Origin of the sequence: Bifidobacterium hapali, assembly GCF_002259755.1 — a bacterium.
Lineage (GTDB): Bacteria > Actinomycetota > Actinomycetes > Actinomycetales > Bifidobacteriaceae > Bifidobacterium > Bifidobacterium hapali.
The window spans coordinates 34,047-52,675 of the sequence record NZ_MWWY01000045.1; the positions used below are offsets into that span (position 1 = coordinate 34,047).

The 18,629-nt window shown below is 52.3% G+C and carries 14 protein-coding genes and 1 pseudogene; all 15 read right to left on the bottom strand.

All coding sequences use genetic code 11. The annotated features are described in order from the left end of the window. Positions 1-34: 34 nt before the first annotated feature. The 15 genes and pseudogenes from BHAP_RS10365 to BHAP_RS10435 all read right to left on the bottom strand — a co-directional run bounded on the left by BHAP_RS10365 (position 35) and on the right by BHAP_RS10435 (position 18,621). A complete protein-coding gene (locus BHAP_RS10365) occupies positions 35-694 on the bottom strand; it encodes a M23 family metallopeptidase (protein WP_094730606.1) in 660 nt (219 codons plus the stop codon). Continuing rightward, positions 691-1,647, bottom strand: coding sequence for a class C sortase (locus BHAP_RS10370; protein WP_158216473.1), 957 nt, complete (start codon positions 1,645-1,647; stop codon positions 691-693). Before BHAP_RS10370 ends, BHAP_RS10365 begins: the two co-directional genes overlap by 4 nt. 70 nt (positions 1,648-1,717) lie before the next feature. Further along, positions 1,718-2,722, bottom strand: a complete 1,005-nt coding sequence (locus tag BHAP_RS10375; protein WP_143248793.1) for a hypothetical protein — start codon at positions 2,720-2,722, stop codon at positions 1,718-1,720. 79 nt (positions 2,723-2,801) lie between these two features. Next, positions 2,802-4,448: a SpaA isopeptide-forming pilin-related protein gene (locus BHAP_RS10380; protein ID WP_094730609.1), complete on the bottom strand. Its 1,647-nt coding sequence runs from the start codon at positions 4,446-4,448 to the stop codon at positions 2,802-2,804. A gap of 525 nt (positions 4,449-4,973) precedes the next feature. Further along, positions 4,974-6,017, bottom strand: a complete 1,044-nt coding sequence (gene tsaD, locus BHAP_RS10385; protein ID WP_094730610.1) for a tRNA (adenosine(37)-N6)-threonylcarbamoyltransferase complex transferase subunit TsaD — start codon at positions 6,015-6,017, stop codon at positions 4,974-4,976. Continuing rightward, positions 6,014-6,724: a ribosomal protein S18-alanine N-acetyltransferase gene (gene rimI, locus BHAP_RS10390; RefSeq protein ID WP_169713217.1), complete on the bottom strand. Its 711-nt coding sequence runs from the start codon at positions 6,722-6,724 to the stop codon at positions 6,014-6,016. Before rimI ends, tsaD begins: the two co-directional genes overlap by 4 nt. After that, positions 6,724-7,680, bottom strand: coding sequence for a tRNA (adenosine(37)-N6)-threonylcarbamoyltransferase complex dimerization subunit type 1 TsaB (gene tsaB, locus BHAP_RS10395; protein WP_094730611.1), 957 nt, complete (start codon positions 7,678-7,680; stop codon positions 6,724-6,726). The genes rimI and tsaB overlap by 1 nt, the downstream gene beginning before the upstream one ends. A gap of 48 nt (positions 7,681-7,728) precedes the next feature. Beyond that, positions 7,729-8,364: a tRNA (adenosine(37)-N6)-threonylcarbamoyltransferase complex ATPase subunit type 1 TsaE gene (tsaE, locus tag BHAP_RS10400; protein WP_094730612.1), complete on the bottom strand. Its 636-nt coding sequence runs from the start codon at positions 8,362-8,364 to the stop codon at positions 7,729-7,731. Beyond that, positions 8,361-9,350: a DNA polymerase III subunit delta gene (holA, locus tag BHAP_RS10405; protein WP_169713218.1), complete on the bottom strand. Its 990-nt coding sequence runs from the start codon at positions 9,348-9,350 to the stop codon at positions 8,361-8,363. The genes tsaE and holA overlap by 4 nt, the downstream gene beginning before the upstream one ends. Positions 9,351-9,756: 406 nt before the next feature. Beyond that, complete coding sequence (locus BHAP_RS10410; RefSeq protein ID WP_244569396.1) at positions 9,757-11,418, bottom strand: ComEC/Rec2 family competence protein; 1,662 nt, start codon at positions 11,416-11,418, stop codon at positions 9,757-9,759. A gap of 155 nt (positions 11,419-11,573) precedes the next feature. Beyond that, positions 11,574-12,170 (bottom strand): annotated as a pseudogene (locus BHAP_RS11945) (ComEA family DNA-binding protein); the annotation flags it as partial. 479 nt (positions 12,171-12,649) lie between these two features. After that, a complete protein-coding gene (leuS, locus tag BHAP_RS10420; RefSeq protein ID WP_094730632.1) occupies positions 12,650-15,628 on the bottom strand; it encodes a leucine--tRNA ligase in 2,979 nt (992 codons plus the stop codon). A gap of 122 nt (positions 15,629-15,750) precedes the next feature. Beyond that, entirely contained in the window at positions 15,751-16,671 is a 921-nt protein-coding gene (locus BHAP_RS10425; protein ID WP_158216474.1) for a transporter substrate-binding domain-containing protein, read from the bottom strand. Positions 16,672-16,685: 14 nt separating this feature from the next. Beyond that, complete coding sequence (locus tag BHAP_RS10430; protein ID WP_094730616.1) at positions 16,686-17,636, bottom strand: magnesium transporter CorA family protein; 951 nt, start codon at positions 17,634-17,636, stop codon at positions 16,686-16,688. A gap of 181 nt (positions 17,637-17,817) precedes the next feature. Then, entirely contained in the window at positions 17,818-18,621 is an 804-nt protein-coding gene (locus tag BHAP_RS10435) for a histidine phosphatase family protein (protein ID WP_094730617.1), read from the bottom strand. Between the last annotated feature and the right edge of the window lie 8 nt (positions 18,622-18,629).

The following is an 18,629-nucleotide window of genomic DNA, read 5'->3' on the forward strand; positions in this document are numbered from 1 at the left end:
ACTGTAACTCCTACCGTAGTGGTTGTCACCTAGTCTAATGCGTCACGGAAACAAGCGATGAAGGCGCACGAGTCGCCGTCGCTGATGTGAGTACTGGCTTGAGAGCAATACGCCTGTTACCAACCTGCAACTCAGGATCAAGATAATCACGAGCCCCACGTTTAATACCCCAGTGCACGCATTTGCCATCACAATGATCAGACAAGCCACTCACCGTAGCGAACGGCACTCCCCTACGCACATGCGCACCAACTTCCAACAACGTGCGCGCTGGCTCAAACGTAAGTGTCAGACCGCGATACGCGATGCTCACCACTGACTTGCCAGCAACACTGCCAGCATATGAAATCACACCATCAGCCGGAGCGATCAACGTATCGCCTTCCGTCACTGCAAGATCAACACCACGATGTCCAGACAACCACGGCTGTGCCGGCCCGTCAAACGAACGCATCACCATCGGATCTTCTACAGGCCAAGCCATAGCCGCCGAGCATCCAGCTATAACCGTCGAATCCTCAGCAGCAATAGCCACTCGCATCCAATTCTCAACACATCCTATGACAACAAGCAGCACCACAGCAACGATGAAAGCCAGCCATCGTAACCGTCTACGCTCAGCATGACGGCGATGCAAGTCGTTGAGTATTCGGAAACGCGCTCGCCGTCGATAATCATCATCATGCATCGTCATGCATCATCGTCTCCTTGTGAAGGGGCAATATGTTGAGGTCGTATGGCGAATTGGTTACGCCGACGTGCACCACGAGCGAGCGCGAACCAGCCAATACCAGCGCATAGGCTTGAAGCTATTGTTGCGGTCGTTTTTGGATGATTGTCACCGGGTGCGGATTGCGGTACCGGCACGATGTCTGGCATGCTAGCGCGTATGCCAGTGACGAGGAGCCGTCGCGTATTGAGCATAATTGGTGTACATGTGACCAGCGTGACTTGGTCAAGTCCAGATTCAATGCGTAACCGATCAGTATCATTAGGGTCGGTTTCCACAATGTGCTCGATACGATAACCCAATGTGGTGCCGTCAGCAAGCTCGATATAGAACGGGTCTCCGACTGTTAACTCATCCAATCTAGTGAACAGTTCTTTATCGGCGAGTCCGCGATGCCCAGTGACGACGGCATGTGTCGATACGCCGCCCACCGGCAGACTTGTACCGTGTAGATGCCCTAGTCCATTAGACAGTGCATACTCGCCAGCACCGTGGCGAATCGGTAACAGTAAGCCGATTTTAGGGATGCGCAGTGCTCCCATGATCGAATCACCCATGTCTAACAGGCTGCGGTACTCGTCGTCACCGTCGAAAGTAAAGTCACCAGCAGGTGTGCCGTCATCTGTTAAGACTTCGCCAATGATTTGTGGTGTCGAAGCGAGCTTCGTGTTATAGTCGCGTGCTTCGGCGATCGATATACGTCGTGTCTCTTGTACCGCCGTATCAGTGTTCTCTATCACGGCTTGTTCTATCACGGATACTGCTTGGCGACGAGAAGCAGATTGTGCCACGCCAATCCAAACAAATACGCATATGCCAAGCAAAGCCGCAACCACGGTGACGGCCGTCATGAGACGAAACCGCCACCGTGCTGCGCTGATACGGCGACGTCGTGCAGTACGAGCAGCACGGGACATTGGCTGAACTGTGCCATGTATTATCTCAAACCAATCTTGCAAGACCAGCTCAATATCCCGAACCACAGATTTACTTGCGATGTTCATCGCGACGCCGAACTAGTGAAGACACGCCACCGCACGCTCCCGCGCACAGTCCAGCTCCAGCAAGATGCATAGCAACCAGTCCAGTTCCACCAGTGGATGGCATCGACGTAACTTGCGGTAATCGCTCCCACTGCGCGTCGTAAATCGAATCTTGACTAGCGAAAATGTATCGTAAAGCTGCCATGTATACGGTGTCGCCAGGTTGTTGCACTACACTGGTACCTCGACTCTTCCAGCCAGTAAACCGATAACCGGGTCTGGTGAACTTATTAGCAGCTAACGTGGCTAGCAGATTGTAGAAATGCGTTTCGTTGTTGAGATCGACGGATGAGTTGGGCGAGGTGGATTGCATAGTACCACTACCACCGTTAGGCGCGTACCGTACCTGACCAGCGTATACCACCCAGCTTTTGTGGTAGATCATCCATTTAGGATTGGAACCAGTTGCGGTAGGATGAGCAACCCTATCGCCGGGACGGAATCGACGCATTTCCTGTGATCCTTGGATTGTTATCGGCGTAAACCCGCCGTTCCCAGTAATTTGGCACTCCGAAAGATCGTGATCTTGACGGCATCGTCCACCGACATCAAACCATTGCGATTGCCACGCAATCGGCACCCAGTCTGCGTTCCCGCTCAATCCTTGATTTGCGTGATACTCAACACTTGGCACATCATTCAATGTGGGCATAGTGTACGACAGTTGGCCGGAGACAGTTATCTCTTTATGAGTAAATTCCTCACTATTATGGTTGAAGAATTTCAACCAACCTTCTGCCGGTGGACTATTCCACAACGCTAATGTCATGGTATCGTCAGTGCTGTTTTGCTCATCTTTGGGTAATGCTGACTGGTCAGATTCAGGTAGCTCCTCAGATTGTGAAGGGTTGTTTTCAACCACCATCATGTCGGTGGACGCGACCGGTCCGTCTTGCGCGATGACGGGCTGTGAGTCTTGCGCTGAGGCGCTGGGCGCGCCAGTTGCCATGCACAGGATTGATAGGCATAAGAACGTGGCGCTAGCGGATATGACCGTGTGCAGTTTCCGTCTAAACGACATACCCATGTCATGACCTCCTCCACAGATCTAGCCCGTCATGCAGTCCGTCGCGACGCATCTTGCCAGCTTTTACGCCACTTAATAATGCGAAACACAATACAGATAGACCGCCGGCACCCATTACGCCGATTGTTACACCGCCAGTCATCGGCAGTTGACTCATATTGTCAACGTTCTTTACTACAGCAACCGGTGTTGTCGTTGAACCGTTCGCCTTAGATACGGATGCGGTCAGACCAGCTTGTTCTACACCAGTAATCGAGATGACGCCATTGTCGTCAATAGTGACGCGGAAACTCGGCTTAACGAATCCAAAGTATCCTTTCGGCACTTCAGTTTCTACGATAAGATAGCTGCCTGCACCGAGTGAACGATAATGAAGCATTCCATTAGCATCAGTAGCACGTTGCTGGGCTTTGTCAGCTGAATCTACATAACTCCACTGCTTGGTACTATCATTCCAATTGAGCCATTTGTTGAGTGTCTCGTTTTTGATCGTGAATTTTGCACCAGATACAGGGATCGTATTCTGTTCAGTACTTGCCGCACTAATCTTCTTCAAATCAATATCGTAGGTCGGCACTAATACAGTATCTTTACCAGGATCTGGAGGATCAATACCCGGAGGTATGGTACCCGGTAGCCAGTTGACAGTGACTTTTACCGTATTAGATGCAGCTTTCGCTTTAGCAGCGTCAGTGATTTTTGCTGTATACGTGAGTTCGACTTGTTGAGTGCCATAGTTGGCAATCAATGAAGCCACAGAAGTAACTCTGAATCCTTTACCGCTAGACGATGCGCCAACTGTGCCGAAAAGTGAAGTGACATCTTTGCCAGCATTGTTACCGGCTGAGATTTTCGCTTTGAACGTGCCGGAAACATATTCCATGCCGTCCATCACGTCGTCAACGGTCACTGTATTAGCTGCTAACGCATTCGGCAAAGTGAATCGAACACGAAACTCACGATTCTCACCGTTCGTCGCCGCAGCACTTTCTTTCCACGTACCATCAACGCGTTTGATTTCTTTGTTTGGCTCTGACACTTTGCTTTTCATATGAGCAGATCCCAATGTCGGACCTGCTGCCATTTTTGCGGCACCTCTGATAGTGGTGGAAGCAATAATCGGCATGCCAGCAGAATCAGTGATGAGATAAAATCCTTCAGTCATTGCGAGTGTTAACGATGAACCGTTGGATGTTTGATTTGCCTTGGTTGGCGTATGACCAGCTTTGTTTGCTTCTAATGTGGCAGCGATTGTTCTTGTGACCTGTGAACCAGTGGTCTGACGCAACATTTGGGATGCTGGGTTCTGTCCAGCAGCGGTATCAACAGTCACATTAGCTGCTTGTAATGCCTTGGAGATCCAAGTAGAAGTTGCATCACTGGAGGGTTTTGCGCTTACCGACTGCACAGTGGCGGTATCTTTAAGCACTACATCGGTATATGTGGCGAGCAAGTACGCATTAAACGTATGTCCAGCTAACGAACTGCCATCTCCTGCCTTAATAGTTAGATTGCCATCAGCAGCCATTGCTTGAGGCGTGTGCGCCGCGCCGCCTGCAATCATAGCCAACAGGCATGCCGCTGCTGCAATGCATCTGGCAATACGTCCTGCTGGACCTTCGGTGTTGTCTGTACGCATGTTCATCATCGTTCCTTCCTTGAAAGAGATGCCCGACCGGCGTTGTTGCCGGCGAGTGGAATTAACGATGCACGACAAGTGAGTCCTTGTCTAGCTGAACAGGGGTATGTGGTCGAACGGTACCTAGTTATCCACACTCGGCGTGTCGTTCCACATTTTTTGTGGATAATTTTCGACAATCCACATATATCCACATAAAGCCGTTTGTGCGAGCTCATATGCATGTGCACATATAATAAAACCCCGCTGTCCGGGGACTTTGCGCGTCTTTCAACTCAGTAAGCAGCAATCCCGCGTGCCTGTATCGATGCGTCTATGTGCGTGGCGGTTTTTGCTCGCTGAGTACTGCCTCAGCGAGCAAAAACCGCCACGCACCAGTAACAGTGGCAGAAAACGCTCGCTCAGAGCACCGTCAGCGAGCAAAAACCGCCACGCGATATATACAGGCACGCAAACGCACAAGCATACAGACCAAGGGGTTACTGAGCATGTTTGCTGCGTATGCTTACAACATACGTTTGCTGCGTACGCTTACTACATACTGATCTTGGTCAACGGCATAGCCGAATCGATAGCAAAATCAGGCGCAGACGGCGCAACACCAGTCTCAACGAGATTCACACCCAGCATCGCAACCATCGCGCCGTTATCGGTGCACAATGTGATCTGCGGAATACGCACTTCAACACCGCACTTCTCCCCGTATTCCAGCAGTTTGGCACGCAACTGCGAATTCGCGGAGAAACCACCGCCCACAATCAATGACTTCGACCCATACTGTTCACAACCGCGCATTGCCTTGCGAGCCAATACACTAGCCACAGAATCAGCCAACGATGCGCACACATCGTCGACCGGAATCTGCCGACCTGCAGCCTGCTGTTCCTCAATCCAACGCGCTACTGCAGTCTTCACACCAGAAAAACTAAAATCGTACGGATGCGCAGCACCAGCCTTACCTTGTGTCAATCCTTGTGGCACACGAATAGCTTTTGGATTGCCCAACTGTGCATGCCGGTCAATATGAGGACCACCGGGATAGGGGAATCCCAGCAGTCGAGCCACTTTGTCAAAGCACTCCCCCGCAGCGTCGTCCAAGGTAGTACCAACCACATCAATATGACGCGCTACATCCTCAACATGCAACAACGAAGTGTGACCACCTGAGACAATAAGTGCAAGTGTATCCGGCGGAAACGCTCCAAATTGCAATTGCGTGACAGCAATATGCCCGATCACATGATTAATCCCATAAATGGGCTTATTCGCAGCCCACGCGAGTGCCTTCGCACCTGACACACCAACTGCGAGACATCCTGCGAGTCCCGGTCCTGCGGACACTGCAATTGCGTCTACGTCAGACAGCTCTAGACCAGCTTCCGCGAGCGCTTGCGAGACACACGGCACGAATGCTTCCGCATGTGCACGTGATGCGATTTCGGGGATGACACCGCCGTAGCGGGCATGCTCGTTCATGGATGACGCGACAACGTTGGAGCGTAGAGTACGACCTTCGACGATTGCTGCAGCTGTTTCGTCACAAGTTGATTCGATGCCTAGCACAATCGGTTCGCTCATATCGTCTCCTCAATAGTCGTATCCGTAGCCGTATCACTGACCGTATCGTTGACCGTCGCCTCGATAGTCGTGATGGTTGCATCACGATCTTTCGGTACAGCACCGGCTGTAGTTTTCGCACTACAGAACCCCACAACATGCGGTTTCACATCAAGTGCCATAACGTGCGCATCAATACCTTCAGGCTGGTAGTAGCGTTTGCGTAAACCTATTGTCGTGAACCCGAAACGTTTGTATAACGCAAGCGCCGGCGTATTATCAACGCGAACTTCAAGCAGCATACGCCGAGCGCCTTGTGTACGTGCTCGTTCAATCATCCATGTCATCATCGCCGCCGCAATACCATGCCGCTGGTACGCTGCACTCACGCCGATATCCATGATTTCCGCATCATCACCGTCGTACCAGTACCCGGCGAATCCTTGCACATCGTCTGGAGTAATTACACTCGTTTTTGTTTCTTGGATTGACGCTGTGTTGACTGATGTGTCAACTACCGTGTCAACTGGTGTGCTAATAGCGGCAGTATCACCGGCAATATCAGTCGCATTATCTGGCACTGCGAACACATATGCGCGCGCTGGCGCATCGAGCTCTTGACGAATCATGTTCTCACTCCACGCATGCTTGCCGAATAACTCGACTTCTAAACGACGCATGGCAGCAACCGCAGTTTCCCGGTCAAGATCGTCGAACGACACTAGCATCAGTCACGCCTCCCGGCGCCCGCATGACCGAGTACGTGCTTGAGCGGAGCCGGAACTTCTGCATCTGGACGCCGTAAATACAATGGTTCCACAGTCGCAGCAGATGTATTACGCAGCGCACGACTTGTTGCGATTGATGCGAACATTGCCACACCAGGTGCGCCAGCATCCAGTATCGACCCGTCTACCACGCAACCGAGCGTATCCAGCTGCTTCCATGCGGCAGCATACTTTGCTACACCATGACCAGCAACATCCACAACATAATGCACACCGTCGCGCGCGCTATGTTCGGCAACCACTGCGTTAACTCGTTCAACAATGTGTTCAGGATAGTCAATATCCATATCGATCCAACGAGACTCATGCTCAACATCGCAACGCTGACTGTTATTCATTTCACTACTTTGAGCACCGTCTTGTACTGCCACACTAACGGCATAGCCGGCATCGACAGTATCGCAGTGATTCAGTGAGAAGTACAACTGTTTACGACGTGCATCGTTCACACACAAGGTGACGTGACGGTTGAGCTCATATTCTTGCGAGTTCGCTACAGCCCCATTGACGTTATCTTGAGTTTGCGGCGACACTAATCTTGGCACATGCGCAAGAAAGTCAACACTGTCGAATATGTTGCTGCCGCTCATGACATTATGCATCATCTCATGTTGCGGATCGAGCACGTTCTGGCCGACCAGCCGAGCGCCAGTAGCAAACGCAATAGCTTTAGCAGCAACAATACCTGCGCGCAGTCCAGTAAACGGTGCAGGACCAACGCCAACAACAATCGTATCAATGTCAGACGGCTGATAACCAGCTTCGTCAAGCGAACGAGCGATATTGACCTGCAGACGTTCAACATGGGTACGCGAGTCAGTTTCCACGATCGGCGCATGTCCCACAATGCCCACTGTTGAACCGTATGATGTGTCAATCACCAGTGTGCAGCCCATATACCGCAATCCTCCTCATCGCTCATGCTCGTAACGACTCCTAGGAGTCTACAACAGGGAGTTCTCGATCGCACTCAGATCGCGTGTGCTCCACCGTGCCCCTACCGGGATCAGAGTGACAGTTCGTATGCCGTCACTAGTCAGTTCGTCGGTGTCTGTTATGCCGACAGCCGTTATGCCCTTACCGAGTCCGAGTGGAACAGTCGGTTCGCGTGAGGCAAGCGGCCGATCGATATGCAATTCAAGCCGCTCCGGTGCAAGTGCCGCCGCCATTTGCTCACCCCATTCCATGAGTATCACCGTGTGTTCGCCGGGGTCTTCCAACTCTTCGTCAAGACCGAGCGATTCAAGTTCATCCAGCAGACGATCAGTTGCATCTTGGCCTGGAGCGTACGCGTTGCCACCGAGCCGATACGCGTCCACATGCACGAGATGCGCAGGCGAGCCATCGGCAAACTGTCCATTGAGCTCACGAGCGATTGTGAACGTCGGTGAAACAATTGGTTCTGTGATACCAAGCCCGCGTCCAAATCCTTGTGCAAATGTTGTTTTACCAGCGCCAAGCGGCCCTGACAGAAGGAGCACATCACCACCGCGAACTATGTACGCGATACGTTCGCCAAGTGCACGCATATCTTCACCAGTCGGCACGTTGATGGTAGTAGTCATCGTATTTTCGCTCATGATTCCCGGCCTTTACTACTAATAGCAACAATGCATCGTTCAAGCGCATACACTGGGTCGCCACCGTTTGTTTTGCTCTGTTCATCCGCCCATGCCAGCATGCGAATGCATCGAGACATGCCGTCCGACGTCCATCCGGACAACTGCCGCTGCGCATTTTTCAACACCCACGGGTTCATTTTTGCCTCAGCTTGTGAGATCACACCGGACCGCACAGCAGAGGCTTTCGCCATCGAACGCAATTTCATCGCAAGAGCCCCGATTAATGCGATCGGGTCTGTGCCTTGCTCGACAGCAGACCGCATCTGGATGATAGCTTCGGCGGTACGCCCGGCAACCGCTGTGTCAGCAACTGCGAAACCGGTAACCTGCGGATTGGCGGTCAGATATTGATTGACACGGTCCAATCCGATTGGATCGTCATCGAAGTCAAAGCATAACTGGTCGCACATGGCAGCAAGCTCGCCGGTTTTTTCACCAAGCACAGCAACGAGCTGTTGAGCGGCGGCTGGGTCCACGCGTCGATGCTGACGTTCAAACCGACTGATCGTGAAATTGAGTTTCGCATCCGCTTTCTTCAGATCAGGCACAAGCTCTTTGCGAGCGCCAGCTTTCTCAAGTTGGTCAACGACGCGTTTTCCTTTCATCCCGCCGTCATGCCGACAGATAACGATACTCGATTCGTTTGCCGACGCTGCATTCGCGCATGCTTGTTTACAGTACGCAATCATCGCATCAGCGAGCTTATCATCAGCGTTCTGCAGATTTGTGACAGTAACGATAGCAACATCAGCGAGCAGCGAAGGACTGACCGCCTCGTCAAACGAATATCGGTCGCTCTCCCCCGCATCGAGTTCGATCAGTTCCGCATCCGGACGGTTGTGTTGCGCCTGATGTCGCAGATCGCGTGCCGTTTGATCGTTCACATACGGGTCGCCGCCGAACACGATAGTGAACGGGGTACTTTTGCCTGCCTTGTGTGCCATGCTCCCCAATCTCGCCGCAACGTTGGACATGTTGAGTGATACTGATATGTACTTAGACTGCGTCAGGCTTTCAAATAAAACCTATTGAGAAGTTCACCGTTAATGAGACACGCCAGCTGTTAGCTACAAAAACCACATGACTCGCTTTTAGGTTCTAAAAATACAGACTCAACCTCAGGTTGAAGCCAAACACTAGGTCATCCGAAGGCTATCTTGCAGTTCTAGGTTTCTTAGCCATGTATGACGCTCATCACTGGCAAAAGTGTAACAGTGGAAAGACCGGAATTCCGGGCTTTTCCACTGTTACATCACATCGAATATCGACACGCTATCCCGCCAAATGACCTAGAACTGCAAGATATGCTTCATAACAAGCCAGTCCAGTGACTTTGCTCATATCGACCACTTACTCAAACTCTTCGCGTTCGAGAAGGGCTTTGGTTTGAGCGAACCATATGGCGATGCGGGTGCGGATACTGGGACGGAATGTGCGGCCGGGTAGGTTGGGGTCGTCAATGGATCGTCGTCGAACAGCACGTGTGAAACCAACGCATATCCCCACAAACGCCACTTCTGCAGCGAGCATCAACAACGCGCCGGGCAGGTTACCCGCCCACGGCACGACCGCATATTGGCTTGCTGACAACCACGCGGCGATTCGCTCCATCACTTGCGTACCGCGTCCAGCAACCCATGCCAACACGAATCCGCATTGCGGACTTATCCATGAGATAAGCAGCGAGCCAAGTCCGGCAATCGTTGCAAACCCTACGAATGGTGACACCAGAAGATTCGCCGGCACCGATGCAAGCGGCAATTCTGGCTCCATAAGTACTTGAATTGGCAAAGTCAGCGTCTGAGCAGCTATTGTCATAGCCAACGATTCCGCGATCACGCGCGGTAACAGCACACTGCACCAATCACCGACCGCTCCAGCAAACAGAACAATTCCTAACACAGCAGCACATGACAGTGCAAAACCATAACTATATGCCATAGATGGGCGCACAAGGAGTACTCCAATCACTGTCCAGCTCAATGCACTCACTGATTGTCCACGCCGACCGATGAACGAGGCACCCGCACCAGTCAGCCCCATAATAAGTGCGCGTAATACGGAATCAGAAGGATACATCATCGAGGCAAGTAGCATATATGCGAACGCCACGCAGCAAGCAACCATGCGACGCGGCAACAGTAGCCGTGCACACAGTCGGCGAACAAGATCGGCTACGAGCATGAAATGACCACCGGAAACGGCCATGAGATGCATAATGCCCGAGCGACGAAACTGTTCTTCAACCTGCTTTGTATATGCTTCATCAAGCGGCTGTATAGTCTTTGACGCACGCGCATCACTGTTTATACCGCCAATGTTGACATAGTCCTGCCCCAGCACACCAAGGGTAAGTCCCGGCACGAGTACGCGACCTTGATCGTCAAGCTGTTCAGTAACTGTAAAGAATCGCTGTTGCAAGTATCCCACGATTTGCTGCAATGGATTTGGCCGTCTCATGACGGTGATGCGTGTACGCTGGGGTGTGCTCAACGAGCGTTCCGTATTATCCGTATCATCTGTACCGTTTGTACCGTCCGCACCGTCCACGACTAGCCATAACGGTTGTTTACCAAAACGAGCCTTACGCAGTATGCCGCTTGCCTGTATCATCGCGCCGTGAGCGAGCGCCGTACAATCACTACCAGATGCGAATAATCGAATTGCCACATGAGATGGGACGGCTATTGTGCCATCAAACAGTGATCTCAGCGTAGCGTCTGTTTGGCAGTCGGCGTCACGCAGGTCGGAAACAATGATTGGCGTGTCGATATGCATGGCTGCTGTGACGGCTGATGTTTCAGATTGCCGTGCAAGGCGACTGGCTGGATCATGCCATTGGACAAGCTCTGTCGATACGGTGGCCATTGATGCGAGCAGTATGGCAATGATAAGAACCGTGCCAGATATGGCTGATGATGGCGCAACCATACCCACTATCAGCAATAACATCATGAAAATAGTTAATGTGATGATTGCCACCCACTGAGTTGTGTCGCCGTTCATCACCATCGCACATGTCAAGTGAACAGCCAGACTTGCTGCCCATGTTATCAGGGCAATTGGCAGCATTCTCCAGTCACGACTTCCCTGTTCGCGGCCTGATTGGAGCATAACTAAGCGAATTCTTCTCGGCACTCGCGCATATTGCCGATCATGCTGACGATTCATCGCACCACCACCTGATCGCGTATTTTGGCGAGTGTCTTAGCTCCAATACCTTTCACATCAAGGAGTTGGTCGACGCTGGTGAATCTGCCGATACTCTTGCGATGAGTAATAATACGATCTGCGGTCACTGGCCCAATGCCGTTGATTGTCTGTAATTCCTCACTACTTGCCGTGTTGAGATCAATACGATCGTCATTGACAGGCTCATTCGTGGGAGCAGTCTCAGCCTCGTTGCTGTCATCGCTAGGAGCAGCATTACTAGGCGCAGGAGTAGTATCCTGCGTTTCTGTTTGATTGTCGGCATCGTGTTGTGTGATGTCTCGTTCACTGCTGTCGGTTTCATTATACTGTTCGGCTTCACTGTTGCTATTACTCGCACCAAGGTCAGTAGACGAGTGCGTTGTTGACATCGCATGTTCGTAACGAATTGCTTGGCCGATCAGCATGGTCAGACTCGCACACAACAGCATGGCGAGCAATAGGATGATGCCCATTGCATGAATTGGGCGCAACGTTAGTCGCGGCCGATCGCGTTTGAGTCGATGTTCTTCACGTGTCGTATCTGACTGACGAACACCGGCTAGTTCACCGAGTGATGATCGACGGTTCGTGCTCGTATGATGTCGGCTGAGTAATGATGATTGATGAGGTGAAAGTGAATCTGTTTGACAATCTGCTTGATTACGGACACTCCCCTGATCGTGTTTGATGAGGGGCGGTGGCGGCGGATACAGCTGCTGAGATCGAACTTGATCAATCTGATCACAACTGAGCACATCACACTGGCCGCGCTCCGCACGTTTCTGCAACGCTGATTGATCCAGCGCTGTTAAACGCTGAGAAGCAACCACGCCACTGTCACTCGCCGTTGACGGCCTGAAATGCAAGATGCCCATGTATCCACACTGACGGATACATGGGCATCTTGTCTAGCTGAAACGGGGTATGTGGTCGAACGGTCGAGTTATCCACAACGGTTTATCCACAATGACATTGTGGATAAACCGTGCAACCTCTTATCTCGAAGAACAGTAGTTAGAACAACTCCCCTTGTCAGCGTAGCTGACTCAACTCACTCAGCAGGAACGATCGAGACGATCTTTGGCGCTTTGACAATCACCTTGCGCGGCGTCTTACCACCGAGACGATCAGCAACTGCCTCAAGTGCAAGCTTCTCCAACTCAGCCGGGTCAATGTCAGGCGACACCTCGAGCTTGGCGCGAATCTTGCCCTTGATCTGTACGACTGCAGTCACCGTATCCTGACCAACATAGCGTTCATCAGCAACCGGCCACGGAGCATGTGCCAACGATTCTGCATGTCCGAGTCGTGCCCACAATTCTTCACAGATATGCGGTGCAACCGGCGAAAGCATGAGAATCAGAGGCTCAATAGCAGCACGCGGCACAGTGCCCAGCGAAGTCAAATGGTTGTTGAGGACAATGAGCTTGGAGATCGCGGTATTCGGGCGCATGTTCTCCATCTCCACAGTCACATCAGCAATCGTGTTGTTGAGCAGCTTCAGAGTCTTAACATCCGGAGTGTCTTCGGATACATGCACCTCACCGGTAGTCTCGTCGATAACGTTACGCCACAAGCGCTGCAGGAAGCGCATGCCACCAACCACGTTACGCGTGTTCCACGGACGGGACTCATCCAACGGACCCATGCTCATTTCGTACAGGCGGAACGTGTCCGCGCCGTAGTTCTCGTACATGTAGTCCGGGGTGATGATGTTCTTCAGACTCTTACCCATCTTGCCGAACTCACGATTGACGTGCTCGCCATTCCATGTGAACGTAGGCTCGCCATCGGAGTCAGCCGGGCCTTCTACAACCTCATCTGCCGGCACATACTGACCGCGATCATCGGTGTACGCATAAGCCTGAATCATGCCCTGATTGAACAGCTTATGGAACGGTTCAGCTGAATCCACGTAGCCCAGATCAAAGAGAATCTTGTGCCAGAATCGCGAATACAGCAAGTGCAGCACAGCATGCTCAACACCGCCGATGTACAGGTCTACGCCGCCTTCGTCACCCGAATACTGGTTGTGGTTCGGACCCATCCAGTAGTCGAACTCGTCCTTTTCAACCATGTGCTCGGTGTCGGACGGGTCAATGTATCGCATGTAGTACCAGCAGGAGCCGGCCCAGTTCGGCATCGTATTCGTATCGCGATAGTATGTCTGCTTACCCTCGCCCAAATCGAGTTCGACCTTGACCCAATCCTCGTTACGGCTCAGCGGAGCCTCTGGATTGGATTCAGCATCCATCGGGTCAAACGTACGCGGAGAGTAATCCGGCACGTCCGGCAAGTTGATCGGCAACATGGAATCTGGCAGCAGATGCGGGGTACCATCCTCGCCGTAGACGATCGGGAACGGCTCACCCCAGTAGCGCTGACGGCTGAACAGCCAGTCGCGCAGACGGTAGCTGACCGTGCCCTTGCCTACACCGACGGATTCGAGCCATGCGTTTGCCTTGGCGATCGCCTCGTCAACACGCAATCCGTTGAGACTGAGCGCGTCCCCAGCCGCCTCGGTAGCTTCGACAGCCGAATTGATCACGATACCGTCATGGGACACGAATGGCGCCTTGCCTTCGTAATTCGCGAGGTCGTCACCGGATTCAGGCAACGGCTGCACCGTGTAGATGACCGGAAGACCGAACTTGACAGCGAAATCGTAATCACGCTGATCGCCGCCAGGCACAGCCATAATCGCGCCAGTACCGTAATCCATGAGCACGTAATCCGCAGTGAACAGCGGCAGCTTCGCACCAGTGATTGGGTTCGTTGCGTACAGGCCGGTGAACAAACCTGTCTTCTCGCCGCCCTCGTCTACACGATCCTTCGCAGTCTTCGATTCAGCCGCAAGACGATACGCCTTCACGCCTTCAGCCGGGGTCGCATAGCCACCCTTCCAAGCATCCGGAATATCAGCCGGCCACTCATTGGGCACATACTGCAACAAATCATGTTCCGGGGAAACCACGGCGAACGTGGTACCGAACAACGTATCAGGACGGGTGGTGTAAATTTCCATGTCCTTGTCACCGTCGGCAGTCGTCACAGTAAAATGCACGGATGCACCATGAGATTCGCCAATCCAGTTACGCTGCATGAGCTTGACCTTTTCCGGCCAGTCAATGCCGTCGAGGTCCTCGATAAGACGATGACCGTAGGCAGTGATGCGCATGGACCACTGACGCAGCTCACGCTGGAACACCGGGAAATTGCCACGTTCGGACTTGCCTTCAGCAGTGACCTCCTCGTTGGCGAGCACGGTTCCCAGACCCGGGCACCAGTTAACCGGTGACTTAGAAATGTAAGCAAGACGGAAATCGTTAAGGATATCCTGCTGCTCGGCTTGCGCGAGATCACCCCATGTCTTGCCGTCAGTTTCATGCCCGGGAATCGTCTTCTCACCGGATTCAAACTTGGCGATCAACTCGCTAATAGGACGCGCAGAACCTTTGGAACCGCTTGGATTCGTAGCATCCTCGTCATACCATGCATCGTAAATGCGTGAGAAGATCCACTGTGTCCAGCGCACGTAGCCGGGGTCAATAGTGGCAAACGTACGGCGATGATCAAAACTCAAGCCCATACGATGCAACTGACGAGCCATATTGGCAATATTCTGCTCGGTGGTGATACGCGGATGTTGACCGGTTTGCACAGCGAACTGCTCTGCAGGCAAGCCGAAAGCATCGTAGCCCATCGCATGCAGTACGTTTTCGCCCTTCATGCGATGGTAGCGCGATACCACATCAGAAGCTAAATACCCGAGCGGATGACCAACATGCAGTCCCCTGCCTGACGGATACGGGAACATATCCATTGCGAAATATGCCGGACGACCATCCGCGTTGTGCCCCTTGCCATCTTTGAGGTCGCCGTGGACGTTAGCAGCCCAGAAAGTCCCCTCGTCATCCCACTTCTTCTGCCACTTGGTTTCGATGTCCTGCGCGAGCGCCGCATTGTAACGGAACGACGGCTCAGCAGGGACTTCAGCCGCCTGTGCGGCGGTATTCTTCTCATTAGCCATACGGGCATTATCGTCATGCAACTGGACACGAAGGAGTATTTCGTTGACTTGCGACCACACCATGAAACAACTGACGACACAGACTGTGACCTTACCTGTGAGCTGAACTGCAAACGCCCCAGCTATGCCGCGGAATGCACGACGATATCGTCCGTCGACAACGTATGAGCCGGACGATACCCTAACGGCACCAGATTATTGTCTACATAACGCTGCCATGAGCCATCTGTCACCATTGTGCGCAATGTGGCTGCGATCTTCTTCGCCAGTTCATCGCGACCGCGCGCGACAGCAATGCCATACTTCATCTGATCGGCCGCATCAGCATCAACGACCATTCGATATTGTGCGCGCCGCTCACGAATTAATCCAGGCAAGATCACGTCGTCGCCAGCAATCGCATCCACAGAACCAGCCATCAATGCAGTCATACATTGACCATAGGTACGGTAATCGCGCAATGCAGACAGCTGATAATGCTCGATCATCGTATGTACAGCCGTACCTTGTGCCGCACACAACGTCACGTCATGAGCGTGTAACGCATCCAGCGCTTCGGCAGAACTCAACGTATCCGGTAACGTATCAGTTTTCGCATCCTGCTGATGAACGAGCACAGCTGGGCGCACCTCAAGATACGGTCCCGCAACAGTAACTTGCTGCACTGATTCATCAGTGATCGCAAATCCAGCAACCACCATATCAGCACTGCTATCAGCGAGTACACGAACGCGATCCTGCGGTTCCACTTGGGTAAAGATAATCTGACGACTGCTATAACCAAGCGCTTGCGCCACATACACGGCTACATCAATATCAAAGCCAGAATACGCGCCATCATGCCAGTACCCGAGTCCCGGCAAATCAGTTGCGACCCCGATCGTAATCGTCGGTCCTTGTGGCTGACCAGTCACTGCGGAAACCACGCCGGACGATGTCTCTTTACTTTTCGACGAAGAAACTACACCGCCGCATCCAGTCAACGACAGTATCATCAACGCGATCGTGCATAGCGTCGCAATCACACGTCGAACAGATGTCACCGTCAGTCTCATCATCATTTGAACATGCGCGAACGAGTCAGGAACCACGTCACTACAGCAGACAATACAATCGAAATGAGAATAATCGCAACAAATCCCCACGGCTTATCAGTCAATGGCATGCCAAGCATACCCTCCTGAAAGTTCATACCATACATAGAGAAAATGAGCGTAGGTACTGACAGTGTGATCGAGATAATCGTGAAGATACGCATCACGTTGTTCAGATTATTCGAAACGATTGAAGCGAACGCGTCGGTCATGTTTGCAAGAACGCCGCTGTAAATGTTCGCCATCTCGATAGCCTGCTTGTTTTCGGTAATCACGTCGTCAAGCAAATCTTCATCATCTGGATACTGTTTGATACGCTGCAACGTGGTGAGTTTTTCCATCACAATTTCGTTCGACTTAAGCGATGTGGTGAAGTAAACCAAAGTTTTACTCAACTCCATGAGCATCACAATCTCACGGTTTTGCATCGAATGACGTAGCTTTAACTCGAGTTTGTCACTCTCACGGTCAATGATGCGCAGATACCGCAAATACATAGTTGCATTGCGATACAGGATTTGCAAGATAAATCGCGAGCGCATGAACGTGTTAAACCCGCGAATCGAACCTTCCATGAACGGATGCAATACCGGCGTATCCTGCATGCATACGGTGATAATGAGGTTCTGTGTGACGATAATCGACAACGGGATGGTTTCGTACCAGTCGCGTCCGCCGCGTTCTTCAACAGTTGGAATATCAACGATAACCATCGTGTAGTCATCTTCAACGTCAACGCGAGAACGTTCCTCGTCATCCAGCGGTGCACGCAAGTCAGCCAGATCAATGCCAGTTTGTTGCGCGATAGTGGCGAGTTCCACGTCAGTCGGTTCACTTAACGATATCCATGAGCCATTCTCAGGTTTCTGTACCTGCTCCACTTGGCCGTTGATGGTGCTGAAAATTCTCAGCATGTCTCGATCACCTGCCCTCCGCCATGTTTGTGCGTATATCTGTATCGCACCTATCGCGCTGATAAAACCGAGATAAGAATAGTACCTACGGTCAGACAGTGCCGGCAGAATACTCCACCAAGTAGCCACGGTCGAGGGCGTACAGCCAGCGCAGACGTATTACAGTCGTATTACAGTCGTACTATAGCCAATCTGGGCCGTTATCCCAGTCGACGTGACGCGAGATCGGCGCGGATTCGTTGAATGCGTCGAGTTGCCAAACTGGACGTTCGAGAGCAACACCGTTCATGTCTCTCAATATAGAGAGCCGGCTCCAGAAAGCATTACGAATACGACCGAGATTGTCAAGCGAGTTGACTTGCATACCGACGAGTGTTTCGATGGTTGCCGCAATCCACGAACCGTGGCCAACGACCATAAGCGTAGTGGGTTCGTTGTCGTACTGCGGATCTGCGATGATCGCACGCATTGCTTCGGCTCCACGTCGACCGGTTGCCTCGCGGCTTTCGACTCCATACGCTAATTCGCCGCCCTCGTGACGTCGCCATGAAGCATATGCATCAGCATCGATATCACGAATCTGCTCACGCGTTAAACCTTCCCACTGACCGAAACTGCGTTCTCTCAGTCGCGGGTCAGTAGTGACCGGTAAGCCAAGCGGATCGGCAACCGCATGTGCTGTTTGTACAGCGCGGAATAGATCAGAAGCAATGATAACCATACGACGCTGAGCGGCCGGCGCATGACGATACGACTCAATATCGCTGCGTTCAGCAGCTCCGGGATCGGGCTGTGCCAGCAGCTCAGGATGACGAGCAGCATTGGCAATTTTCGCCCAATAATAACGCTGCGCAAGTGTCAGTCCTGCCATATCAGCCTGCCATTGGCCGACAATATCGAGCGGCACATCGATCTGCCCTTGAAGCCGTCCAGCCTGATTGTATGCAGTGCGGCCGTGGCGCAGCATCACTACCTCGTCGATCATGGTCTGGT

Excerpts from the sequence above, each read along its gene's own strand:
- BHAP_RS10365 (WP_094730606.1), bottom strand. The coding sequence starts at position 694 with ATGACGATGCATGATGATGATTATCGACGGCGAGCGCGTTTCCGAATA.
- BHAP_RS10370 (WP_158216473.1), bottom strand. The coding sequence starts at position 1,647 with ATGTCCCGTGCTGCTCGTACTGCACGACGTCGCCGTATCAGCGCAGCA.
- BHAP_RS10375 (WP_143248793.1), bottom strand. The coding sequence starts at position 2,722 with ATGGCAACTGGCGCGCCCAGCGCCTCAGCGCAAGACTCACAGCCCGTC.
- BHAP_RS10380 (WP_094730609.1), bottom strand. The coding sequence starts at position 4,448 with ATGATGAACATGCGTACAGACAACACCGAAGGTCCAGCAGGACGTATT.
- tsaD (WP_094730610.1), bottom strand. The coding sequence starts at position 6,017 with ATGAGCGAACCGATTGTGCTAGGCATCGAATCAACTTGTGACGAAACA.
- rimI (WP_169713217.1), bottom strand. The coding sequence starts at position 6,724 with ATGCTAGTGTCGTTCGACGATCTTGACCGGGAAACTGCGGTTGCTGCC.
- tsaB (WP_094730611.1), bottom strand. The coding sequence starts at position 7,680 with ATGGGCTGCACACTGGTGATTGACACATCATACGGTTCAACAGTGGGC.
- tsaE (WP_094730612.1), bottom strand. The coding sequence starts at position 8,364 with ATGAGCGAAAATACGATGACTACTACCATCAACGTGCCGACTGGTGAA.
- holA (WP_169713218.1), bottom strand. The coding sequence starts at position 9,350 with ATGGCACACAAGGCAGGCAAAAGTACCCCGTTCACTATCGTGTTCGGC.
- BHAP_RS10410 (WP_244569396.1), bottom strand. The coding sequence starts at position 11,418 with ATGGTGATGAACGGCGACACAACTCAGTGGGTGGCAATCATCACATTA.
- leuS (WP_094730632.1), bottom strand. The coding sequence starts at position 15,628 with ATGGCTAATGAGAAGAATACCGCCGCACAGGCGGCTGAAGTCCCTGCT.
- BHAP_RS10430 (WP_094730616.1), bottom strand. The coding sequence starts at position 17,636 with ATGCTGAGAATTTTCAGCACCATCAACGGCCAAGTGGAGCAGGTACAG.
- BHAP_RS10435 (WP_094730617.1), bottom strand. The coding sequence starts at position 18,621 with ATGATCGACGAGGTAGTGATGCTGCGCCACGGCCGCACTGCATACAAT.